The organism is Cupriavidus sp. KB_39 (assembly GCF_052114485.1).
Classification (GTDB): domain Bacteria; phylum Pseudomonadota; class Gammaproteobacteria; order Burkholderiales; family Burkholderiaceae; genus Cupriavidus.
Genome location: NZ_JBFREV010000039.1, coordinates 34,415 through 53,923 on the forward strand (window position 1 = coordinate 34,415; position 19,509 = coordinate 53,923).

The following is a 19,509-nucleotide window of genomic DNA, read 5'->3' on the forward strand; positions in this document are numbered from 1 at the left end:
TGAAGGGGCAGGAGGCGGGAGGACTTATTCCCAGTTGCCGATATCGGCGTCGTTGGCGCTGCCGCCGGCCTGGCCGTCGGCGCCAAAGCTGAACACGTCGATTTCGCCGCGCACRCCGGGGTTCAGGTACTGGTAGGCATGGCCCCAGGGGTCTTTCGGCAGCTTTTCGAGGTAGCCGCCGCCCTTCCAGTTGTTCGGCACCGGCTCGGTGGTCGGCTTGCTGACCAACGCCTGCACGCCTTGCTCGGTGGTCGGATAGCGGCCGTTATCGAGGCGATACAGCTTGAGCGCCTGCATGATCGACGAGATATCCTGGCGCGCGGCCACGATACGGGCTTCGTCCGGGCGGCTCATGATCTTGGGCACCACCAGCGCTGCCAGCACCCCCAGGATGACGATCACCACCATGATTTCGATCAGGGTGAAGCCGCGGGCACGGCGCTGGCCATGCGGGCGGGCAGTGGCGGGCGTGCGGGTGGAGGAGAAGTTGGCGAATCTGCGCATCGTGGTGTCTGGCCTTATGGGGATGGACATTCCGCGCCTGACGGGCAGGCACGGCCGGGTATGGCCAGAAAGTATAACCCCCATGGCGTGACTGTTTCGTGTGGGGTGTGGCGTAGCCGGCAGGCATGCATTTATATCTTGCATCTTCAATGCATCTTATCTAGTATTTCAACCACGATGCAACTGACCCGTTTTTCCGACTATGCGCTGCGCCTGCTGATGTATGTATCGCGGGCGGATGGCACCCGGCCGATCACGATTGCCGAGGTCGGCCAGCAATTCGACATCTCGCACAACCACCTCGTGAAAGTGGCCGCGCGGCTGTCGAAGCTCGGCTGGATCACGGCCACGCGTGGCCGCCACGGCGGCCTGCAGCTTGGGCCGGGTGCGGAACGGCTGTCGGTGGGCACGATCCTGCGCGAGCTGGAAGGGCACAAGTCGGTGGTCGACTGCGCTGATCCGCCGTGCGCGCTCAAGGGCAACTGCCGGCTGAAGCTGGCGCTGGACGAGGCCGAGGAGGCCTTCTACCGCGCGCTGGACGGCGTGTCCCTGGGCGATGTCATTGGCAGCCGTACCGCCGAGTCGATCATCACCCTGCATCGTAATTTCCTGAACCGGCGAGCAGCCTGACGGTTCCGGGACATCAGATCCCGGACCCCCGAGCCATGCGCCGGTTTTATTGTGCGATAAAACATGCATCTAGTATGCATGATAATTAATCGGAGTTTTCCAAATGCTGTCGGCAGCTTCCCGCCCCTACATCGATGCCAGCGTTCCCGTGCTGCGTGAGCACGGCCTTGCCATCACGACGCACTTCTATCGAGAAATGTTCGCCGCGCGGCCGGAACTGACCCGGCTGTTCAACATGGGCAACCAGGCCAATGGCGCGCAGCAGCAGTCGCTGGCCTCCGCCGTGTTCGCCTACGCCGCCAATGTGGATCGCGCCGACGTGCTCGCGCCCGTGGTGGAGCGCATYGTCCACAAGCACGTGGCCGTGGGTTTGACCTCCGCGCACTACCCGATCGTCGGCAAGCACCTGCTCGAAGCGATTGCCGCCGTGCTCGGCGACGCCGCCACGCCGCCCCTGATGGCCGCCTGGGACGAAGCCTACTGGCTGCTGGCCGGCGAACTGATCGCCGCCGAAGCACGCCTCTATGACCGCCACAACGTGAAGGCGGGCGAGCTGCAGGCCGTACGCGTGGTGCGCCGCGAAAACGAAGGCGATGCCGTGGTCGCGCTGACCCTCGCCGCCGAGGATGGCRCGCCGCTGCGCGACTTCGCGCCGGGCCAGTACATCAGCGTGGAAGCCAATTTTCCCGATGGCGGCCGTCAGCTGCGCCAGTATTCGCTCTCCGCCGAACGTGGTGTGGCGACGTGGCGCATCTCGGTCAAGCGCGAGGCCGGCAATGCCGAGACCCCGGCCGGCGCCGTCTCCAACTGGCTGCATGACACCGCCCGTGTTGGCACGACGCTGAACGTGAGCACGCCGTGGGGCGACTTCGCGCCCGCGCTGGCTGGCAACACGCCGATGGTGCTGATGTCGGCCGGTATCGGCATCACGCCGATGATCTCGGTGCTGCGCACGCTGGCGCTGGAGAACCCGAACCGTCCGGTGTTGTTCGCCCACGCCGCGCGCCATGGCCGTCACCATGCCCATCGCAAGGACCTGGCCTGGGCGCGCGAACGCATGCCCAACCTGCGTACCCATATCAGCTACGAGACGCCCCAGGACGGCGACGTGGCGGGGCATGACTACGACCACGTCGGCACGCTGCCGATCCACGCGCTGCTGACCACCGAGGAAACCTCCGCGTTCCAGGACGGCCAGGTCTATATGTGCGGTCCGATCGGGTTCATGCAGGCCCAGCGCCTGGCGCTGATCTCGGCGGGGATTCCKGTGGGCCATATCCATCGCGAAGTGTTCGGTCCGGACCTGCTGGACGACCTGCTCTGACCCGCTGACTGACAGCCGACACACGCGTCTGGTACGCTAGGCGATCTTCTTTGATCGCCGGCGTGCCGGCGTACTGTCTCGTGGCCACCCTTTCCCGGTCTCCGCTTCGCTTCGACCTCTCCGCTCCCTGGCTGCCCCGCGTCGCGGGGCTGTTGCTATTTGTGGCGCTGTGCGCGCTGGTGACGCACTGGGTGCTCGCGTTCAGCGCGATGCGCACGATCCCGGTGCCCAAGAGCGCGCGTGTGGCGCAGACGGAGGCAGTAGAGACGGGCGCCGTGGCTACGCTGTTCGGCGGCAGCGCCCAGTCGGGCGTGCGTGACGTGCAGTTGATCGGCGTGGTGGCGGACCTCGATGGCGTGGGCCCGGCCGCCGCCATCCTTTCGCTCGATGGCGGGCCGGCCAAGTCCGTGCGCGCCGGGACGTCGCTGTCGCCGCAGATCAAGCTGACCGAGATCCATGGCCGCAACATCGTGATCGAACGCAACGGCGTGCGGCAGGAAATCGCGCTGCCGCTCCAGACCGGCGTCAGCGCCGGCAGCCGTGGCACCGCGCCGGCGGCCCCGCCTTCCGGGGCTGCCGCGCCGCTCTCCACGCCGCTGCAACCGCCGGCCAACCTCGCACCGCCGCCGTCCGTGACGGCTGGCGCGATGGCGCAACCGGCCCAGCCACCTCAGCAGCCCTATCAACCGCCGCCGCCGCAGACCATGCAGCCGCAGCCCCAGGTGGCGCCGGCCCAGATGGCTCCCGGCGGCATGCCGGAYGCGCCTGGCGGCGGCTGACCCGCCACCGTTTCAAACCATTGCGCAATATTGGCCTGTCTTTCGCCTGTTTACGCGAGTCATCCTTTCTGTGAGGCCCGTAACATCGTATTAAAAGTGCCAACTTTGCGAGATCGTCTGCGTTCTAATCCGTACATGCCCAACATGACGAAAAGGAGCACAGACATGCAACGGACTCACACGACGCACATCCTGAAGAAGCTGGCGGCCGCCTCGGCCATGGTCGTGGTCGCGGGCGCCGCTTTCGCCCAGGCCACCACGCCGGCCCCGGCACCGACCACCCCGCCGGCCGCCCAGGGCCCGGCAGGCGCCCCGCGCGGCGACATGGGCCGTCACCACGGCGGCCCCGGCCACCATGGCGGCATGTGGCTGAAATCGGTCGATACGGACGGCGACGGCGCCATCTCGAAGGCCGAGGCCGACGCGATGTTCGCCAAGATCGATACCAACAAGGACGGCAAGCTCGACAAGTCGGAACTGGCGGCCTACCGCAAGGCGTCGATGGAGGAGCATCGCGCCAAGATGCGCGCCGAGTTCGAAGCCAAGTTCAAGGCGGCGGACAAGAACAACGACGGCGCGCTGACCCGTGACGAGTTCAAGGCCGCGTTCCCGCGCATGGCCAACCGCTTCGACACGATCGACGCCAACCGCGACGGCAAGGTGACTACCGCCGAAGTGGAGTCGAGCATGAAGAAGATGCGCGACGAACACATGAAGCACCACGGCGGCCCTGGCCGCAGTCCGGGCGCCTCGGCCCCGGCGGTGCCGTCGAGCAGCGGCGGCTAAGCCTTCGCCACCCTGCTGGAAAGCGCGACCTTCGGGTCGCGCTTTTTTTTGCCTCAGTACCTCGGAAAGTGCCGAAGTTGGCACCATCCTTGCCTCTCCGGGGCGCACCGCCGGCGCACGTCGAGGGCGGTTCAGGCGGATTCCTCATCAAATAAATTGCGTAGTTGTGCCTGACTTGCTAAATTTGCGCAAAAAAATTGCCGACAAATATACTGCGGAGCAACAAAACGTGAGCAAGGTGGAGCTGGACAAGATCGACCGCAAGATTCTGGAGGTCCTGCAGACCAACGGGAGGCTGACCAACCTGGAAGTGGCCGAGCGCGTGAACCTGTCGCCGAGCCCATGCCTGCGCCGGATCCGCCGCCTCGAGGAAATCGGGGTGATCCGCCAGTACGCGGCGCTGCTCGAGCCCAACAAGATCGGGCTGGGGCTGCTCGCCTATATCAATGTGCGGCTGGAGAAGCAGGGCGGCACGCCCAAGGGCAAGGCGCCGCTGGACCTGTTCCGCGCGGCCATCCAGAACTGGCCCGAAGTGGCCGCGTGCCACGCCATGACCGGCGAGATGGACCTGCTGCTCAAGGTCTATGTGCAGGATATGGAGCACTTCGCCCGCTTCATGCAGGAGCAGTTGCTGGCCCATCCGTCGGTGATCGATGTTCGTTCGAGCTTCGCGCTGGAGTCGATCAAGGACACCACGGCGCTGCCGGTGGCCGGCGACTGATCGACGAAATCGGCTCGTAAACGCAATCGACGCACCACCAGGGTGCGTCGATTCGTCTTGCGATTCGTGCGATAACGGGCCGAGCCGTCAGATCACGTGCTTCTGCGGCAGCAGCGAGCGCCAGAAGCGCAGGCCGAAGCGCCGTGCGTCGCGCAGGTTGCGGCGGACCATGTAGTCGAGGTCGGCCACCTGTTCGTCGAGCGCCTCGGTCAGGCGGCTCACGGTGTCGGCGGGCGGCAGTTCCAGGTAGGCATCGGCCTCGCCATAGGCGTATTGCACCTTCATGCCGGCCTTCTTGGCGATGTGCATCATCGCTGCATTGCGCGACAGGCAGTGCATGTACAGCGTGCGGACATTGGTATTGCGGCCATGCATTGCGGCACGCTCGAACAGCGCGCTGCCGATGCCCCGGCCCCGCGCGCTCTGCGACACCGACACGCCGAACTCGGCCACGCGGCCCTGGGCGTTGTCGCGCAGGTTGGCAAAGTGGCCCACGCCGATCAGCACGAGGTCTTCGTCATAGACGCCGAACACGGTGTCGTGGTCGAAGTCGATGCTGTCGACGTAGCCTTCGATCACATGGTCGCCAACGGACTGGCCAAAACGGAGCAGGCGATCTTCCTCGCCCAGGGCGAGAAAATGCTTGAGCAGGCGCGAGCGGTGATGCGCGGCCAACTCCCGCACCAGAACGGTGGGGCGATGTCCGGAGCGGCTGGCGGCACTGGCCTCGGCGGCACGGCGAAGATCTTCATCGGTTACGGCACCGACGGCCTTGCTCAGTTCGAGCGGGTTCACTTTGGTTTCCTCTTGCTGCGATCAGTATGAAAATAGCACCCACACAGTGAATGCCCAGCCACTTTTGGCGTATCTCGGGGCAAACACTAGGTTGCTGCAATGCGAAAAGTATTGTAGTGGATTTGTCAGGGTCGCGTAAGCTTTCGGGCGCAATGGTCGGCGCAGGAAATTGCATCAGACTGTGACGGCCAAGAAAATCCCGTAAAATCAAGCGGTTGCCGGAGAGGCTACAACGTCATATGGGTGACGGTGTGGATTTGCTGCAACGCCGCACACTTCCAGCGCTCTGTGGTGATCAGACGCTAACCGGAATCTTCGCCTTGCCACCCTCCATGCATGAGCCCCCCATCGTTGTGATCTATGCGCATCCCGCGCCCCGCCGTTCCCGCGTCAACCGTCCGCTCGCCGAGGCGCTGGCCGCCCTGCCGCACGTGGCCGTGCGCGAGCTTTACCGGCTTTATGTGGATTACGACATCGACGTCGTGGCCGAGCAGCGGCTGCTTTCCACCAGCGAGACGGTCGTCCTGCAATTCCCGGTCCGCTGGTACAGCGTGCCCGCGCTGCTGAAGCTCTGGATCGACGAAGTGCTCGAGCCCGGCTGGGCCTACGGGCCAGGCGGCACGGCGCTGCGCGGCAAGTCGATGCTGGTGGTGGTCAGCACGGGCGGCCACGCCGATGCCTACGGGCCGGACGGCTCCCACGGCCATCCGATTGCCGATTTCCTGCTGCCGCTCGAGCAGACCGCCGTGCTATGCGGCATGACCTGGCTGCCGCCGGTGGTGCTGCACGATGCCAACAACGCCGATCCGGAGGCCATCGCGCTGCATGTCGAGCATGTGGCCCGGCATCTGGCGCCGCCCGAGCCGGTACCGCCCGAGGTGGCCTCGGCCGATGAAGTGCCGTCCGAGGAGCCGGAGGACGCGCCATGAACCAGCATGACTTCCTGATTGCGCTGCTGGTGTTCCTGGTGGCGGCCGTGGTGGCGGTGCCACTGGCGCGGCGGCTTGGCCTCGGCGCGGTGCTCGGCTACCTGATCGCCGGCGCGGCCATCGGCCCGTTCGCGCTGCGGCTGGTCACCAATGTCGAGTCGATCCTCCATTTCTCGGAGTTCGGCGTCGTGATGATGATGTTCGTCATCGGCCTGGAACTGGAGCCGCGCAAGCTCAAGAACCTCAAGAAATCGATTTTCGGCTACGGGACGACGCAGCTCGCGGTCTGTGCCGTGGTGCTGGGCATCCTGGCCGCGCTGCTGGGCGCGCCGTGGCAGGTSGCGCTGGTGGCGGGGCTTGGCCTGGCGCTGTCTTCCACGGCCATCGCGTTCGCCACGCTGGCCGAGCGGAACCTGATGGGCACCCCGGCTGGCGCGGCMAGCTTCGGCATTCTGCTATTCCAGGATATYGCCGCGATCCCGATGATCGCCTTGCTGCCGCTGCTGGCCGCCGATGCCGTCGGCGCGGTACCGCATGGCCCGCCAGCCTGGCAGACCGCCGGCAAGGCGGTGGCCGTGATGGCGCTGCTGGTGGTGGTGGGCCGCTACCTGGTGCGCCCGGTGCTGCGCTTCATCGCCCGCACGGACATGCGCGAGATGTTCACTGCGTTCGCGCTGCTGCTGGTGGTTGGCATCGCGCTGATGATGGAYGCGGTGGGCGTTTCCATGGCRCTCGGYACCTTYGTGGCCGGCGTGCTGCTGGCGGATTCGGAGTACCGCCATGCGCTCGAGGCCGATATCGAGCCGTTCAAGGGCCTGCTGCTGGGGCTGTTCTTCATGGCAGTGGGCATGTCGATCGACTTCGGCGTGCTCAGCGAGTCCCCGGGGCAGGTGCTGGGCCTCGTGCTGGGCTTCGTCGCGGTCAAGACGCTGATTCTGGCGCTGCTGGCGCGCCGTTTCGGCATCTCGCGCGGCCAGTGGCTGCTGTTCGGGCTGCTGATCTCGCAAGGCGGCGAGTTCGCCTTCGTGGTGTTCGGCGTGGCCGCCCACGCGGGCCTGCTGCCGCCGCATATGGAGGCGCTGCTGGTGCTGGTCGTGGCCTTGTCGATGGTGGCCACGCCGTTGCTGCTGCTGGTCTTCGACCGCCTGATCGCGCCGCGCCTGCATGCGCTGTCGCGCCGTAAGGACGACGCGATCCCGCCGCAGCACAACCCGGTGCTGATTGCCGGCTTCGGGCGCTTCGGCCAGATCGTCGGCCGCCTGCTGTACTCGCAGGGCATTACGGCGACGATTCTCGACCACGACCCGGACCAGATCGAGTTCCTCAAGGGCTTCGGCTTCAAGGTGTTCTATGGCGACGCCACCCGCGTGGACCTGCTCGAGGCGGCCGGCGCCGGCACGGCCCAGATCCTCGTGGTGGCCATCGAGGGCATGGAAGACAGCCTGGCGCTGATCGACCGCGTGCGAGCGCGCTTCCCGCACCTGAAGATCTACGCACGGGCGCGCCACGTCTCGCACGTGTACCAGCTCAAGGACCGCGGCGTGGAGATCTTCGAGCGGGAGATGTTCGAGGGTTCGCTGATGATGGGCCGCCGCGTGCTGGAGGGGCTGGGCATCGATCCGGCCGACGCGCGCAGCGTGGCCTTGCGCTTCCGGCGTCACAATATCCAGGCGATCGACCGTTTCTACCCGCACTACCGCGACCAGACCAAGCTGGTATCGCTGGCGCGGCAGGCGCGCGACGAACTTGAGGAAATGTTCCGCCAGGACCGCGAACAGCGGCAGAAGCAGGAAGACGCGGAGTGGTCCTGATTCAGGGCTGGGCCGGCGCGCTGCGTGCCAGCCCGTCGGCCAGCCCATTGGCCAGGCCGTTGTCGAGCAGGTCCACGACCATCTCGGCGAACTGGCCGTAAGACAGCTTGCCGCCCGGCTTGAGCCAGGTGAAGGTCCAGTTGATCATGCCGAACACGGTCATCGCCAGCGCGGTCTGGTTCTCGCGCGTGACGCGCGCCGGGTAGGCCAGCCGCAGCTTGCGGGAGAAGGCCGCYACCACGTCGCGCTCGCGCTTCAGGATCAGGTCGCGCTGTTCGTCGGCCAGGAACTTGACGTCGTTGATCAGCGCGATGTGCCGAGTTTGAGACGTTTCGTATTCGGCGAGGAAGGCGCGTAGCAGATCGCCGAAACTCTCGGCGTCGGTACGGCCCTGACGCTCGCTCTCGGCTTCCACCTGGGTGACGATCAGCATCAGCTGGCGCGTGTAGCGGTCCAGCAGGTCGAACAGGATCGCTTCCTTGCTCTCGTAATAGTGATAGAGCCGCGCCTTGGACGTGCCGCAGGCCGCCGCGAGGTCGGCCATCGACGTGCTCGGGTAGCTGCTGGCCGCGAAGGCGGCGGCGGCCAGGTCCAGGATCTGCTCGCGTTGTGCCTCGAAATCGGGCGCCTTGGTTCTTGCCATGGGCCGCTTATTCCGCGCTCGCGCTGAGGGGGTTGCGGCGCAGTTCGCAGGTCTGGAGCGAATCGGCGTTGCCGCGCAGCATGAGCTGCCCGGTGCTGATGAGCTCCCGGCAGCGCCAGAACACGAACCAGTCGCTCGCCAGCAGGCCTTCGATGGCGCCCATGACGCTGGCGACCACCTCGGCGGCCGGCTTCCAGTCCTCGGGCGCGCGCTCCAGGATCACGTCGTCGACGTTATGGTAGGCGGCCGGCACGAGCGTATTGCCCTTCCAGAGCCGCACGTCGGCGTTCTCCTTCACGTTCTGCTGCCACTCGTAGCCCAGCCGGCCCAGCCGCAGCACCGAGACCGGCGCGATGGTCGAGAACCGCCGCGCCAGCCGCGCGGCCGGGTACATGCCGATGGCGGCGAGGTTGCCCTGGGCGGGTACCTCCAGTTCGCGCAGGTCCATCGACACTTCATTGATCCGCTGGGGCGCCTGGTACAGGTGGAAGACCACCCGGCGCAGCATGAGCTGGTCGGAGGCGCTCTGGCCGTGCCAGATGGCGACCTCCAGGTCGTCGCGGCGTAGCGCCTGGAGCTGGTCCAGCGCCTGGCGCATCTCGGCCGCAAAGTCGATATCGGTATGGGGCGCCACCCGCTGCCAGAAGCCGGAGCGGATCAGGCCGGTGCTGTCCACATCCGCGATGGGGCCGACGGCCAGGTCGTCGCGCAGGACGACCACCGGATCGGGACGGGCCGCCTGGGCCAGGGCCTGGCGCAGCGTGTTGCCCGCAACATCGCCGTTGACGACATGGATATATTGCATGACCGTGATTGTATAGGGTGCGACGTGTCCCGGCGGAACCCCGGCCGCCATCGGTCCCGCCGTTGGCGAACGGCCCTGTGGCGGACGATGCGACGCATGGAGCGTGTCCCGCCATTGTAATCACGGCGACAGTCGTGCCACCAGCAACAACTAGCGTTCGTCGTAGCTGACCACCACCCGGGGCGTGAGCGCGCGCGCCTGGCAGGTGAGCACGAACCCTTTTTCCATCTCCCACGGCTCCAGCGTGTAGTTCTTCTCCATCTCGACCTTGCCYTCGAGCACCTTGGCGCGGCAGGTGCAGCAGACCCCGCCCTTGCAGGCGTAGGGCAGGTCCAGACCGGCTGCCAGCGCGGTGTCCAGCACATTGGCGTCCTCCAGCGGCAGGCGCATCTTGTGCTGCTTGCCGTCCAGCACGACCACCAGTTCGGCGGTGCCGGCGTGGCTCGCGTGGTGTTCCGTCGACGTTTTACGAGGCGCGGACGCTAGCGGCACGCCAAAGCGTTCGGCGTGGATCTGGTGCGGATCCAGGCCCGCTTCCTTCAGCGCCGCCTCCACTTCGTCGATCATCGAGGCCGGGCCGCAGACAAAGGCGGCGTCGATATCGTCGACGGGAATCAGCGTTTCCAGGAAGGCGGCCACCCGGGCGCGGTCGAGCCGGCCGTGCAGAAGATCCACCTCCTGTGGCTGGCGGGACAGCACGTGGTAGAGCGTGAAACGGGACAGATACTGGTTCTTCAGATCCTCCAGCGCCTCGGAGAAGATGATGCTGTCCACGCTGCGGTTGCCGTAGACCAGCGTGAAGCGGCTGCGCGGCTCGCGCGCCAGCGTGGTACGGATCAGCGACAGCACCGGCGTGATGCCGCTGCCGGCGGCAAAGGCCACGTAGTGGCGCGCGGCGGCGGTGTCCAGCGGCACGTGGAAGCGGCCATCGGGCGTCATCACCTCGAAGACCTGCCCGGGCGCCACGGTGTCGTGCAGCCAGGTGGAGAACACGCCGTCGTCCACCAGCTTCACGGCYACGCGCAGTTCGCCGCGCTCGTCGTAGTCCTGCACCCCGCAACAGATCGAATAGGAGCGACGCACGTCCTTGCCGTCGACGGGAGCCTTCAGCGTGAGGAACTGGCCCTGCGTGAAGCGRTAGGCGTCGCGCAGCGGCTCGGGCACCTCGAAGGCGATCGACACCGTGTCGGACGTTTCCGGGCGTACCTGCGCCACGCGCAGCGGGTGGAACTGTGGGGTCATCGCGTGTCTGCCTCTGGCTTTCTGGACTTAATACGGCTTGAAGTAGTCGAACGGCTCGCGGCAGTCCAGGCAACGGTGGAGCGCCTTGCACGCCGTGGAGGCRAAGCGCGATAGCTCCTCGGTRTGCGTGCTGCCGCAATGGGGGCAGSCGATGGCCGGGGTTGCGTGGGGTAGGGCGCGTGGGACAAAGCGCAGCGGCCTGACCGTCGCGCTCGCGCCGATCTCGCTGTCTTGCGATCCGCAACGCCCCGGCGGGGCGATGCCGTACGCGCGCAGGCTGGCGCGGCCGGCCTCGGTGATCCAGTCAGTGGTCCAGGCCGGCGCCAGCACCGTGCGCACACGCCACGGCGCCAGTCCGGCGGCTTCGAGCGCGCGGCCCACGTCTTCCTCGATCTGGGACATGGCCGGGCAGCCGGAGTAGGTCGGCGTGATAACCGCCTCCAGCGTCGCGCCATCGTCGGCCAGCCGTACGTCTCGCAAAATGCCGAGATCGCGGATCGACACGACCGGGATTTCGGGGTCCGGCACGGCCTCCAGCGCGGCCCACGCGGCGGCGAGGCGTTCGTCGGCCGAGCGCGGGCCGGTCGCGGTGGCGACGGGGAAGGCCGGTGCGAAGGGGGAGGTGACAGTCGACGCCATCCGCATGACCGGACCCCCGCCTACCACTGCGCGCCGGGGTGGGCGCGTGCCAGCCCCTGCATTTCGGCCAGCAGGTAGCTCATGTGTTCCGAATGCACGCCGAGCTTGCCCGTGGAGACGAACGCCGAGGGCGCCGGCAGGCGCAGCGTGGCGTCCTCCAGAGTGGCGTGGACGATGGCCTCCCAGGCGTCGCGCAGGCTTGCCGTCGGCACGGCCACGCCCTGGTCGGCGGCGGCCTGCTCGACTGGATCGGGCGCGAAGCACTCRTTCATATAGGGCAGCAGGTGGTCCAGCGCGCGCTGCATGCGGACGTGGGACGCATCGGTACCGTCGCCCAGCCGCACCACCCATCCCGCCGCATGCTGCAGGTGGTAGCGCGCCTCCTTGGCCGATTTGGCGGCGATGGCGGCCAGCCCCGCGTCCTGGCTGGTCTCCAGCGCGGGCCAGAGTGCGGCCATCAGCGCCCCGTATAGGAAATTTCTCATGATGGTGACCGCGTAGTCGCGCTCGGTCCGGGCCGTGCCGGCCAGCGGGCCGGTGTGCGGCAGCTCCAGCAGCGTCCAGTTGCGGAACTCGCGTTCCTCGCGCCAGTACGCGTACTCGTCCTCCTGGCGCGCGCGGCCGGTGAGCCGGCCTTCGAGTTCGCCGGCATGGGCGTACAGCAGCCGCGCCTGGCCGATCAGGTCCAGGCTGATGTTGGCCAGCGCGATGTCTTCTTCCAGCGCCGGGCCATGGCCGCACCATTCGGCGTTGCGCTGGCCCAGGATCAGCGCGTTGTCGGCCAGCCGCAGCACGTACTGCAGCGGCGCGGTGCGGGCGAGGTCGTGGGAGCTGTCGAGGGCGCGATCGTCGGCGACGAGGGTCTGCGTCATGGTGCCGGCCTTACATATGGTTGACTTCGTCGGGGAGCTGGTAGAACGTCGGGTGCCGGTAGATCTTGTCGGCGGCCGGATCGAACAGCTCGGCCTTCTCCGCCGGCGCGCTGGCCGTGATGGCGGACGAGGGCACCACCCAGATCGACACGCCTTCCTGCCGGCGCGTGTAGACATCGCGAGCCATGTGCAGCGCCTGCTCGGCGTCTGCGGCGTGGAGGCTGCCGCAATGCTTGTGCTCCAGTCCCTGCTTGCTGCGGACGAACACTTCCCACAGCGGCCATTCCTTCTTGCTCGGGTGCGTCTCAGGTGTCGATTGCGCCATGTCTGTCTCCTTGGGCGGCGGTCAGGCGGCTTCGCGCTGCGGTCGTTCGGCGCGGCGGCGGGCGTGGGCCAGCGCGGCCTCGCGCACCCAGGCGCCGTCTTCGTGCGCCTTCACGCGCGTGGCCAGCCGCTCCTTGTTGCAGGGGCCGTCGCCATTGATCACGCGCCAGAATTCGTCCCAGTCGAGTGGGCTGTAGTCGTGGTGGCCGCGCTCGGCATTCCATTTCAGGCCGGGGTCGGGCGGCGTCACGCCCAGCACCTTGGCCTGCTCGACGGTGGCATCGACAAATTTCTGGCGCAGGTCGTCGTTCGAGATCCGCTTGATGCCCCAGGCCATGGTCTGGCCGCTGTTGGTGGAGGCGGCGTCCGGCGGGCCGAACATCATCAGCACCGGGAACCACCAGCGGTTCACCGCGTCCTGGACCATCTCGCGCTGGGCATCGGTGCCGCGCATCATGGCCAGCAGGGCGTCGAAACCCTGGCGCTGGTGGAACGACTCCTCCTTGCAGATGCGGATCATCGCGCGCGCGTACGGGCCGTACGAGCAGCGGCACAGCGGAATCTGGTTCATGATCGCCGCGCCATCGACCAGCCAGCCGATCACGCCGACGTCCGCCCAGGTCAGCGTCGGGTAGTTGAAGATCGACGAATACTTGGCGCGGCCGGTGTGCAGGGCATCGACCAGATCATCGCGCGAGGCATTGAGCGTTTCGGCCGCGCTATATAGATAGAGGCCGTGGCCGCCTTCGTCCTGCACCTTGGCCAGCAGGATGGCCTTGCGCTTGAGCGACGGCGCGCGGCTGATCCAGTTGCCCTCCGGCAGCATGCCGACGATCTCCGAATGCGCGTGCTGCGAGATCTGGCGCACCAGGGTCTTGCGGTAGGCGTCGGGCATCCAGTCCATCGGCTCTATCTTGCCGTCTTCCGCCATGCGCGCGTCGAACGCGGCCTGGCGCGCGGCGAGGCCGGCATCCTGCGGCCCGCCGAGCGGCGTGACCGTGGGCTGGGCAGGCTGGCCGGGCAGGTCGAGACTCTGCGTGTACATAACGTCTCCTTCTGATGGGTGGCCGCGCGGTGGTTGTTCTTGTCGAGGCTGGACGGCGGCGGCGGGTCTGCTCACTATATATATAAACCGACCGGTCGGTCAATTTAATGGCGTATGGATGGGTGCGCGTGATGGGTGATCCGCCTATCCCATTTTCAGAATCGGCTCATCACGTGGGTTTGGCGCCACGTGTAGTATCGGATGTAGCGGTCGCGGCACGGCTGCGGCGCTTCTCTCTTCTATCGGAGGACAAGGCAATGACTAGCACGGCTTACAACCGGATCGTGGTGGCGGTGGATGGCAGCAGCACGTCCGACCTGGCCCTGCGCGAGGCCCTGCGGGTGGCCGGCGGCGGCTCGACGATCCTGGCGCTCTATGTGGTGGACAACGGCGTGATGCTGTTCGACGCGGGCTACTACGACCCCACGCAGATCGAGCGCGCCTTCGCGGACAGCGGCAAACGCGCGCTGGAGGCGGCCGGCAAGGTGCTGGGCGACGCCGGTGCGACGTTCGAGACGAAACTGGTGACGGAGCCTGCCGTGGCCGGCGACATCGCCGGATCGATCAATGAAGCCGCGCGCCAGTGGGGCGGGGACCTGCTGGTCATCGGCACCCACGGCCGGCGCGGCGTGCGGCGTATCGTGCTCGGCAGCGTGGCCGAGGCGGTGATCCGTCAGGCGACGATGCCGGTGCTGCTGGTACGCGGGCAGGCGGCCGAAGGCTGATCGATCAGTCCGCGAAGCGGAAATGCCCGCTGCGCAGGACGATCTCGCGCGCCTTGGTCAGCTCGAACAGGATTTCCGCCAGATGCTCAATGCGCTGGCGGTGACTCGTGAACGCGGCGCGCAGGTCGTCTTCGCGCGGCGACTGGGCGCCACAATGGTTCTCGAGCGCCTCGGCGGTCACGGAATACTGCGATGAATTGCCATTGACCGTAGCGGGGCACGATAGCGTCAGACTGGCGGCGCAGTAAGACGGAACGCTGGTCGGGAAGGAGATTTGAGCCATGGCGCACCTCGTACTTGTCGGGAACGGGGAAACGGCGGATATCCAATCATTCTAGGATAGTTGCGAGCGCCTGCCCGAACGCCGAAATGCCGGGCTATCTCATCCCGCCTTGACCCCGCGCAAGCGCGAGCGCGTCGCCAGCGCCTGTTCCGCCACCAGGGTGCGCAGCCTGGCGACCGTGTGATGCGCGGCATCGATATGGTTGTCCGCGTAGCCAGCCTGTTCCGCCAGAAATCGGTCAAAGGGCGGATCGGCGGGCGTTAGCGGTGCCAGCCGGGCCGGCGCCACCGCTGCCGTCACGCCGGTGTGACCCGGTCGGACGGCCACCTCGGCCAGTCGGGCCTCCAGATCGCCAAGCAGTGCCTGCACGGCCGGCACGGGCTTCGTGTAGATCTCCCCCGATTCGGTGCCGGCACGCAGCAGCCCTGCCAGTGCGGCCATTCGCCGCGCTGTGGCATGCAGGGTGCGATGAGTGACCGCCAGCGCCGGATCCAGTTCGGCCGCACATTGGGCGAGCGTGTCCTCGGCACGGGTGGAGGCGCGGCCGGCAGCCACGCGCAGCGCCTCGAGCCGGGCTGGCGCCGCCGACAGCGCGCGCGCCGCGCTGATCGAGGCGCGGAGGTAGACCGCGTTGACCGYGAGCGCATCCAGGCTGTGGCGGAACGCGCGCGACAACTCCGCACGTGGCGCCAGCACTACATAGCTGGCCAGCGCGATCAGGCAGCCGATGGCCGTATCGGCGCCGCGCAACGCCGCCACGTGGCTGCTGCTGGCGGCGGGCTCGCCGAGCCAGGAGAACAGGATGACCGCTGGCGTCAGGCAGAACGCGAACGCGCCGGCATTGCCGGCCAGCCGCGTCGCATAGGCGGCGGCGAGGAATACCGCGCTGATGCCGAGCGCCAGCGTCGGCGTGGGGTGCATCAGGCTGATGCCGCAGGCCAGCAGCGCACCGCCCAGCGAACCGGCAAAGCGCAGAAACGAGATCTGCCGGGTGGTTTGCAGGCGCGGGCTCAGCACCATGATCACGGTGACGGCCACCCAGTAGCTGTGATGGACCTGCCAGATCTGCGACGGCAACAGGCTCAGCCCGCCCGCCAGCGCCAGCCGGAGCGCGTGGCGCGACACCCGGGCATCGCGCGCGGCGAGGTCGGCCAGCGTATGCGCCAGGCGATCGAGCATGGCCGTGACGCCGGTATTCGGCCAGACGAAGCGCTCGCGCCATCGATCGAAACCGGGGTGCTGGGCCAGCGCGGCCAGGGCGGATTGGTAAGGGGGCGGCGCGGAGGCATTGGGGCGCTGCGCCACGAGGCCACGCAGGTCGCGGGTCAGCATCGCGCTCAGTGCCGGCAGGTCCGGGGCATGACGGGCGAGGGCCTGGCGAACCTGCTCCTGCGTATCGGCGAGGCAGCGCGCGGCATAGGCCAGCGGCAGGCCGTGGGTGTCGCCGGCGCGCTCGCGCAGTTCGCCAGCGACGATCAGCAGGGCGAAGATGGCGTCGGCCACCGCCACGGCGTAGGCGTAGTGGAGCAATCCCAGCGGGTCTCGCAGGCCACGCCGGGCGGTCACGGCGGCGCGCGCCGCTTCGATACGAAGGCGGATTTCCTGCTTATGTGGCGTGCTGTCGTGGTCGGGCGCGGTAGTCGCCAGGAAATCGGCAAAGCGCAGCAGGGCGTCGTAGACGGCGACTACCTCCGTCCGCGGCCGGGTGTCGCGCTGGGAGGGAATCAACAGCAGGCAAACCAGGCAGGCAAAGACGCCGCCTAGCAGGTAGTCGACGCTGCTCGTCCACGCGTAGGTGGCGATCGGTAAACCTTCGGCCGGCTGCAGGCAGGCGGCGATGAGCACCACATAGAGCAGCTTGAAGCACAAAGCGGCTGCGGGGCCGCGTAGCTCGACCAAACCGGCCACCAGCCCTGCGGCTAGCACCACGAGCAGTGCCAGCAGCGGCGACCCCGAAAGGCTCGCGCCCAGTGCGCTGGCCAGCGCACCGCCGATGCCCACGGTGCCCAGCGCACGCATGCGGGCGGCCGCCGTGCCTTGGCGATCAGCCAGGCAGGTCCAGATCGATGCCGTTGCCGACCAGAGATAACCGTGTTCGCCAGTCAGCCAGCCGGTACCGGCCAGCGCCAGGAAAGACAAGGCGTAGACGATGCCACGCCGCAGGTAGGCGGTATCGGGCCAGTATCGGAGAAGGCGCGCAGCGGTAGGCATCGCAGGCAAATTAGGAGAGCGGCGGGGTGTCAGGGTTATTGCTGATGCCACTCTACGATGCTGATTGGTGCATCGCAACAAAGGTGTGGGTTTTCTGCGATTTGCGCGGCAACTGTGCGCGCTTGCACCACGACGGGGAAAAGTGACGCTGACCGGTGCAGATGTCACATTCGTGATGTAGACCGATCAAAAACCGCCTATCGATCTGAGGATTCCACAGATTTTGGGCAAAAAAAACCCGCGCAAGTGATGCGCGGGTTGGAATCCACCGAGGTGGTGGAGGAGACAGACTTCACTATACACAGGTTGTTGCGACGCACCAAGTCCCGCGTTCRAGAATGACTTCAAAAGCGCACAATCACGTTGCATTGGGACAACAGCGCTATCGAAAGAGGTAGGCGATCCACACGGCGGCGGTCATGCCGACCACATCGGCGAACAGCGCACAGCCCAATGCGTGACGGGTATTGCGCACATTGACGCTACCGAAATAGACGGCCATCACATAGAAAGTGGTCTCGGTCGAACCCTGGATGATCGCCGCGAGTCGGCCCTGGAAGGAGTCGACGCCGTAAGTGCTCATCACATCGACCATCAGCCCGCGCGCGCCGGCGCCGGACAGGATCTTCATCAGGCCGACTGGCAGCGCGGGAACGAAGTCGGTATTGAGTCCCAGCCACGCGAATCCGGCCGACAGGCCCTGCATGAGCACGTCCATGCACCCCGAGGCGCGGAACAGTCCAATCGCCACGAGGATCGCCACTAGATAAGGAATGATCTGCACCGCGACGCCGAAGCCTTCCTTGGCGCCATCGATAAAGGCGTCGTAGACATTGACCCGCCGCACCGCGCCGCAAACCAGGAACAGGGTGATCAGCGACAGGATGAAGGCGCTGCCGGCGAGCGCGGCCAACTGGCTCACCTGATCCGGCGGCGCCTGCCGCAGCCAGACGAACAGCCCCCCGACAGCCGCCGCCGTGATCGCGAACGCGGCCAGCACGGCGGGTTTGAGCAGGTTCAGTCGCTGCACCCAGGCCACGGCCAGCAGCCCGGCCAGGCAGGAGACGCCGGTGGCGAGCAGCGTCGGCAGGAAAATATCGGCCGCATTGAAGCCGGTGAGCCCCTGCTTGACGGCCATCGCCTGGCGGATGGCGATGACCGACGTGGGAATCAACGTCAGCCCGGCCGTGTTCAGGACGATGAACATGATCTGGGCGTTGCTGGCGGTGTCCGGCTTGGGATTCAGCGTCTGCAGCTCGCGCATGGCGTTGAGCCCGAGCGGGGTGGCGGCGTTGTCCAGGCCGAGCAGATTGGCGGACACATTCATCATCATCGCGCCCTGTGCCGGGTGGCCCTGCGGCACGCCGGGGAAGAAGTGACGCAGCAATGGGTTCATGGCCCGGGCGAAGAGATCGACCACGCCGGCCCGCTCGCCAATCCGCATGATGCCAATCCAGAGGCACATGACGCCGGCCAGCCCAAGAGAAATCTCGAAAGCGGTGCGCGCGTTGTCAAACAGGCTGGCGAGCATGGCCGGGAAGACCGCCGTGTCGCCGTGAGCCAGCCGCACGCAGGCGGCCAGGAAGGAAATCAGGAAGAATCCAAGCCAGACGAGGTTCAGTGCCATCGACGTATGAGAGGCCAGTGAGAAGCTTCGCCTTGCCTGCTTACTAAAAAGCAGGCGGCGAAGCTTCGCATCATAGCGTGCGGATTACGCCAGGTCGGCGCCGCGCTTGGCCAGCAGGTCGCGCAGGATGCTGCGGTGACAGTGAGATTCGTCCTCGCAATAGCAACCGAGCGAGAAGTTCGTCTGATGGGACAAGGCTGCAAGGAGATCTAGCGTGCGGCTGGCATCGGGCTCGGCCATCTCGGCACGGTACTTCTTCTCGAAGGCACGCCACGCCTTGCCGTCCGTGGCGGCCTGGGCCTGCGCGACGAGGTCCGTGGATGGTGCAAGCGCCGGGTACCAGACATCGTAATAGTCACGGCAGGCGAACTCAGCCTTTGGCACCCCGCGCGGCGGCCGTCGCACCGTGCCCATGCGCAGCCCCTCATCCTCGGCGCGCGGCGATCCTAATCTCACGATACGGATGGTCATGGTTTCCTCGTTTTGTGCTCTAAACGGCACCTGAGATGAACTTGAGAATTATTTTGCGAAATCGCTTGCCAGCCTGCCATCAGTCGCCTACTATTCGTCCCCTCGCAACACAAACCGCGCTGCAAACGCAGCAGCGACAAGGGTTGCGGGGTTGATGGGTGGTYGGGCTGAGGAGTTTTCCAGCGCTGACCGCRGCGAAAAAAACTTCGCTGACCTGTTGACGAAACGCAGGTTGTTCTTCATAATCTCGTTTCTCTGCTGCGACGCAAACGACGCAGCGCAGACAAGCAGTACCGCCCCCGGCAAAGCCGGTGTGGCCAGTTCTTTAACAACCAAACAACCG

The 19,509-nt window shown here is 66.6% G+C and carries 22 protein-coding genes; 8 read left to right on the forward strand and 14 right to left on the reverse strand.

The genetic code is table 11. The annotated features are described in order from the left end of the window. Positions 1 to 24 precede the first annotated feature (24 nt). Positions 25 to 504, reverse strand: a complete 480-nt coding sequence (gene gspG / locus AB4Z27_RS23615) for a type II secretion system major pseudopilin GspG (protein WP_092300045.1) — start codon at positions 502 to 504, stop codon at positions 25 to 27. A gap of 177 nt (positions 505 to 681) precedes the next feature. Between gspG and AB4Z27_RS23620 the strand changes: the two genes are divergently transcribed. From AB4Z27_RS23620 to AB4Z27_RS23640, 5 genes are all read left to right on the forward strand, one after another. Then, positions 682 to 1,134 (forward strand): RrF2 family transcriptional regulator, encoded by a 453-nt coding sequence (locus AB4Z27_RS23620; RefSeq protein ID WP_092300042.1) that lies wholly within the window; start codon positions 682 to 684, stop codon positions 1,132 to 1,134. 103 nt (positions 1,135 to 1,237) lie between these two features. After that, a complete protein-coding gene (locus AB4Z27_RS23625; RefSeq protein ID WP_441645391.1) occupies positions 1,238 to 2,458 on the forward strand; it encodes a globin domain-containing protein in 1,221 nt (406 codons plus the stop codon). Positions 2,459 to 2,538: 80 nt separating this feature from the next. Beyond that, complete coding sequence (locus tag AB4Z27_RS23630) at positions 2,539 to 3,237, forward strand: general secretion pathway protein (protein ID WP_255370959.1); 699 nt, start codon at positions 2,539 to 2,541, stop codon at positions 3,235 to 3,237. A 165-nt stretch (positions 3,238 to 3,402) separates the two neighbouring features. Continuing rightward, positions 3,403 to 4,023 (forward strand): EF-hand domain-containing protein, encoded by a 621-nt coding sequence (locus AB4Z27_RS23635; protein ID WP_092300036.1) that lies wholly within the window; start codon positions 3,403 to 3,405, stop codon positions 4,021 to 4,023. A 229-nt stretch (positions 4,024 to 4,252) separates the two neighbouring features. Next, positions 4,253 to 4,744, forward strand: coding sequence for an Lrp/AsnC family transcriptional regulator (locus tag AB4Z27_RS23640; RefSeq protein ID WP_092300033.1), 492 nt, complete (start codon positions 4,253 to 4,255; stop codon positions 4,742 to 4,744). An 87-nt stretch (positions 4,745 to 4,831) separates the two neighbouring features. Here AB4Z27_RS23640 and AB4Z27_RS23645 read toward each other — a convergent pair whose 3' ends face one another. Beyond that, positions 4,832 to 5,539 carry a GNAT family N-acetyltransferase gene (locus tag AB4Z27_RS23645; protein WP_092300030.1) on the reverse strand — a complete coding sequence of 236 codons (708 nt, stop codon included), beginning with the start codon at positions 5,537 to 5,539 and terminating at the stop codon, positions 4,832 to 4,834. 332 nt (positions 5,540 to 5,871) lie between these two features. Here AB4Z27_RS23645 and kefF point away from each other — a divergent pair, with 332 nt between their 5' ends. After that, positions 5,872 to 6,468 (forward strand): glutathione-regulated potassium-efflux system oxidoreductase KefF, encoded by a 597-nt coding sequence (kefF, locus tag AB4Z27_RS23650; protein ID WP_255370958.1) that lies wholly within the window; start codon positions 5,872 to 5,874, stop codon positions 6,466 to 6,468. Further along, a complete protein-coding gene (kefC, locus tag AB4Z27_RS23655) occupies positions 6,465 to 8,279 on the forward strand; it encodes a glutathione-regulated potassium-efflux system protein KefC (RefSeq protein ID WP_092300028.1) in 1,815 nt (604 codons plus the stop codon). The genes kefF and kefC overlap by 4 nt, the downstream gene beginning before the upstream one ends. Before the next feature lies 1 nt (position 8,280). On the opposite strand, the gene AB4Z27_RS23660 is transcribed toward kefC, so the two are convergent. The 7 genes from AB4Z27_RS23660 to paaA all read right to left on the reverse strand — a co-directional run bounded on the left by AB4Z27_RS23660 (position 8,281) and on the right by paaA (position 13,849). Continuing rightward, on the reverse strand, positions 8,281 to 8,922 hold the full coding sequence (locus AB4Z27_RS23660; RefSeq protein ID WP_092300025.1) for a TetR/AcrR family transcriptional regulator: 642 nt from the start codon (positions 8,920 to 8,922) through the stop codon (positions 8,281 to 8,283). A gap of 7 nt (positions 8,923 to 8,929) precedes the next feature. Next, positions 8,930 to 9,727: a DUF1835 domain-containing protein gene (locus AB4Z27_RS23665; RefSeq protein ID WP_092300022.1), complete on the reverse strand. Its 798-nt coding sequence runs from the start codon at positions 9,725 to 9,727 to the stop codon at positions 8,930 to 8,932. Positions 9,728 to 9,877: 150 nt separating this feature from the next. Next, positions 9,878 to 10,969: a 1,2-phenylacetyl-CoA epoxidase subunit PaaE gene (gene paaE, locus AB4Z27_RS23670; protein WP_092300019.1), complete on the reverse strand. Its 1,092-nt coding sequence runs from the start codon at positions 10,967 to 10,969 to the stop codon at positions 9,878 to 9,880. 27 nt (positions 10,970 to 10,996) lie between these two features. Beyond that, complete coding sequence (gene paaD / locus AB4Z27_RS23675) at positions 10,997 to 11,608, reverse strand: 1,2-phenylacetyl-CoA epoxidase subunit PaaD (RefSeq protein ID WP_441645392.1); 612 nt, start codon at positions 11,606 to 11,608, stop codon at positions 10,997 to 10,999. A 20-nt stretch (positions 11,609 to 11,628) separates the two neighbouring features. After that, positions 11,629 to 12,480, reverse strand: a complete 852-nt coding sequence (gene paaC / locus AB4Z27_RS23680; RefSeq protein ID WP_441645393.1) for a 1,2-phenylacetyl-CoA epoxidase subunit PaaC — start codon at positions 12,478 to 12,480, stop codon at positions 11,629 to 11,631. Between the two features lie 10 nt (positions 12,481 to 12,490). Further along, positions 12,491 to 12,805 (reverse strand): 1,2-phenylacetyl-CoA epoxidase subunit PaaB, encoded by a 315-nt coding sequence (gene paaB / locus AB4Z27_RS23685; RefSeq protein WP_092300010.1) that lies wholly within the window; start codon positions 12,803 to 12,805, stop codon positions 12,491 to 12,493. A gap of 21 nt (positions 12,806 to 12,826) precedes the next feature. After that, positions 12,827 to 13,849, reverse strand: coding sequence for a 1,2-phenylacetyl-CoA epoxidase subunit PaaA (gene paaA, locus AB4Z27_RS23690; RefSeq protein ID WP_441645394.1), 1,023 nt, complete (start codon positions 13,847 to 13,849; stop codon positions 12,827 to 12,829). Positions 13,850 to 14,106: 257 nt separating this feature from the next. Between paaA and AB4Z27_RS23695 the strand changes: the two genes are divergently transcribed. After that, on the forward strand, positions 14,107 to 14,574 hold the full coding sequence (locus tag AB4Z27_RS23695; protein ID WP_092300003.1) for a universal stress protein: 468 nt from the start codon (positions 14,107 to 14,109) through the stop codon (positions 14,572 to 14,574). Between the two features lie 4 nt (positions 14,575 to 14,578). Here the strand turns inward: AB4Z27_RS23695 and AB4Z27_RS23700 are convergent, their stop codons facing one another. The 5 genes from AB4Z27_RS23700 to AB4Z27_RS23720 form a co-directional block, all read right to left on the reverse strand. Then, complete coding sequence (locus AB4Z27_RS23700; protein ID WP_441645395.1) at positions 14,579 to 14,857, reverse strand: DUF1488 domain-containing protein; 279 nt, start codon at positions 14,855 to 14,857, stop codon at positions 14,579 to 14,581. Between the two features lie 99 nt (positions 14,858 to 14,956). Then, positions 14,957 to 17,068, reverse strand: coding sequence for an FUSC family protein (locus AB4Z27_RS23705; protein ID WP_441645396.1), 2,112 nt, complete (start codon positions 17,066 to 17,068; stop codon positions 14,957 to 14,959). Between the two features lie 382 nt (positions 17,069 to 17,450). Beyond that, complete coding sequence (locus AB4Z27_RS23710) at positions 17,451 to 18,695, reverse strand: nucleoside recognition domain-containing protein (protein WP_092299994.1); 1,245 nt, start codon at positions 18,693 to 18,695, stop codon at positions 17,451 to 17,453. An 84-nt stretch (positions 18,696 to 18,779) separates the two neighbouring features. Then, positions 18,780 to 19,166 (reverse strand): DUF488 domain-containing protein, encoded by a 387-nt coding sequence (locus AB4Z27_RS23715; protein ID WP_092299991.1) that lies wholly within the window; start codon positions 19,164 to 19,166, stop codon positions 18,780 to 18,782. Positions 19,167 to 19,256: 90 nt separating this feature from the next. After that, a partial coding sequence (locus AB4Z27_RS23720) for a hypothetical protein (protein ID WP_441645397.1) occupies positions 19,257 to 19,509 on the reverse strand: 253 nt, incomplete at its 5' end.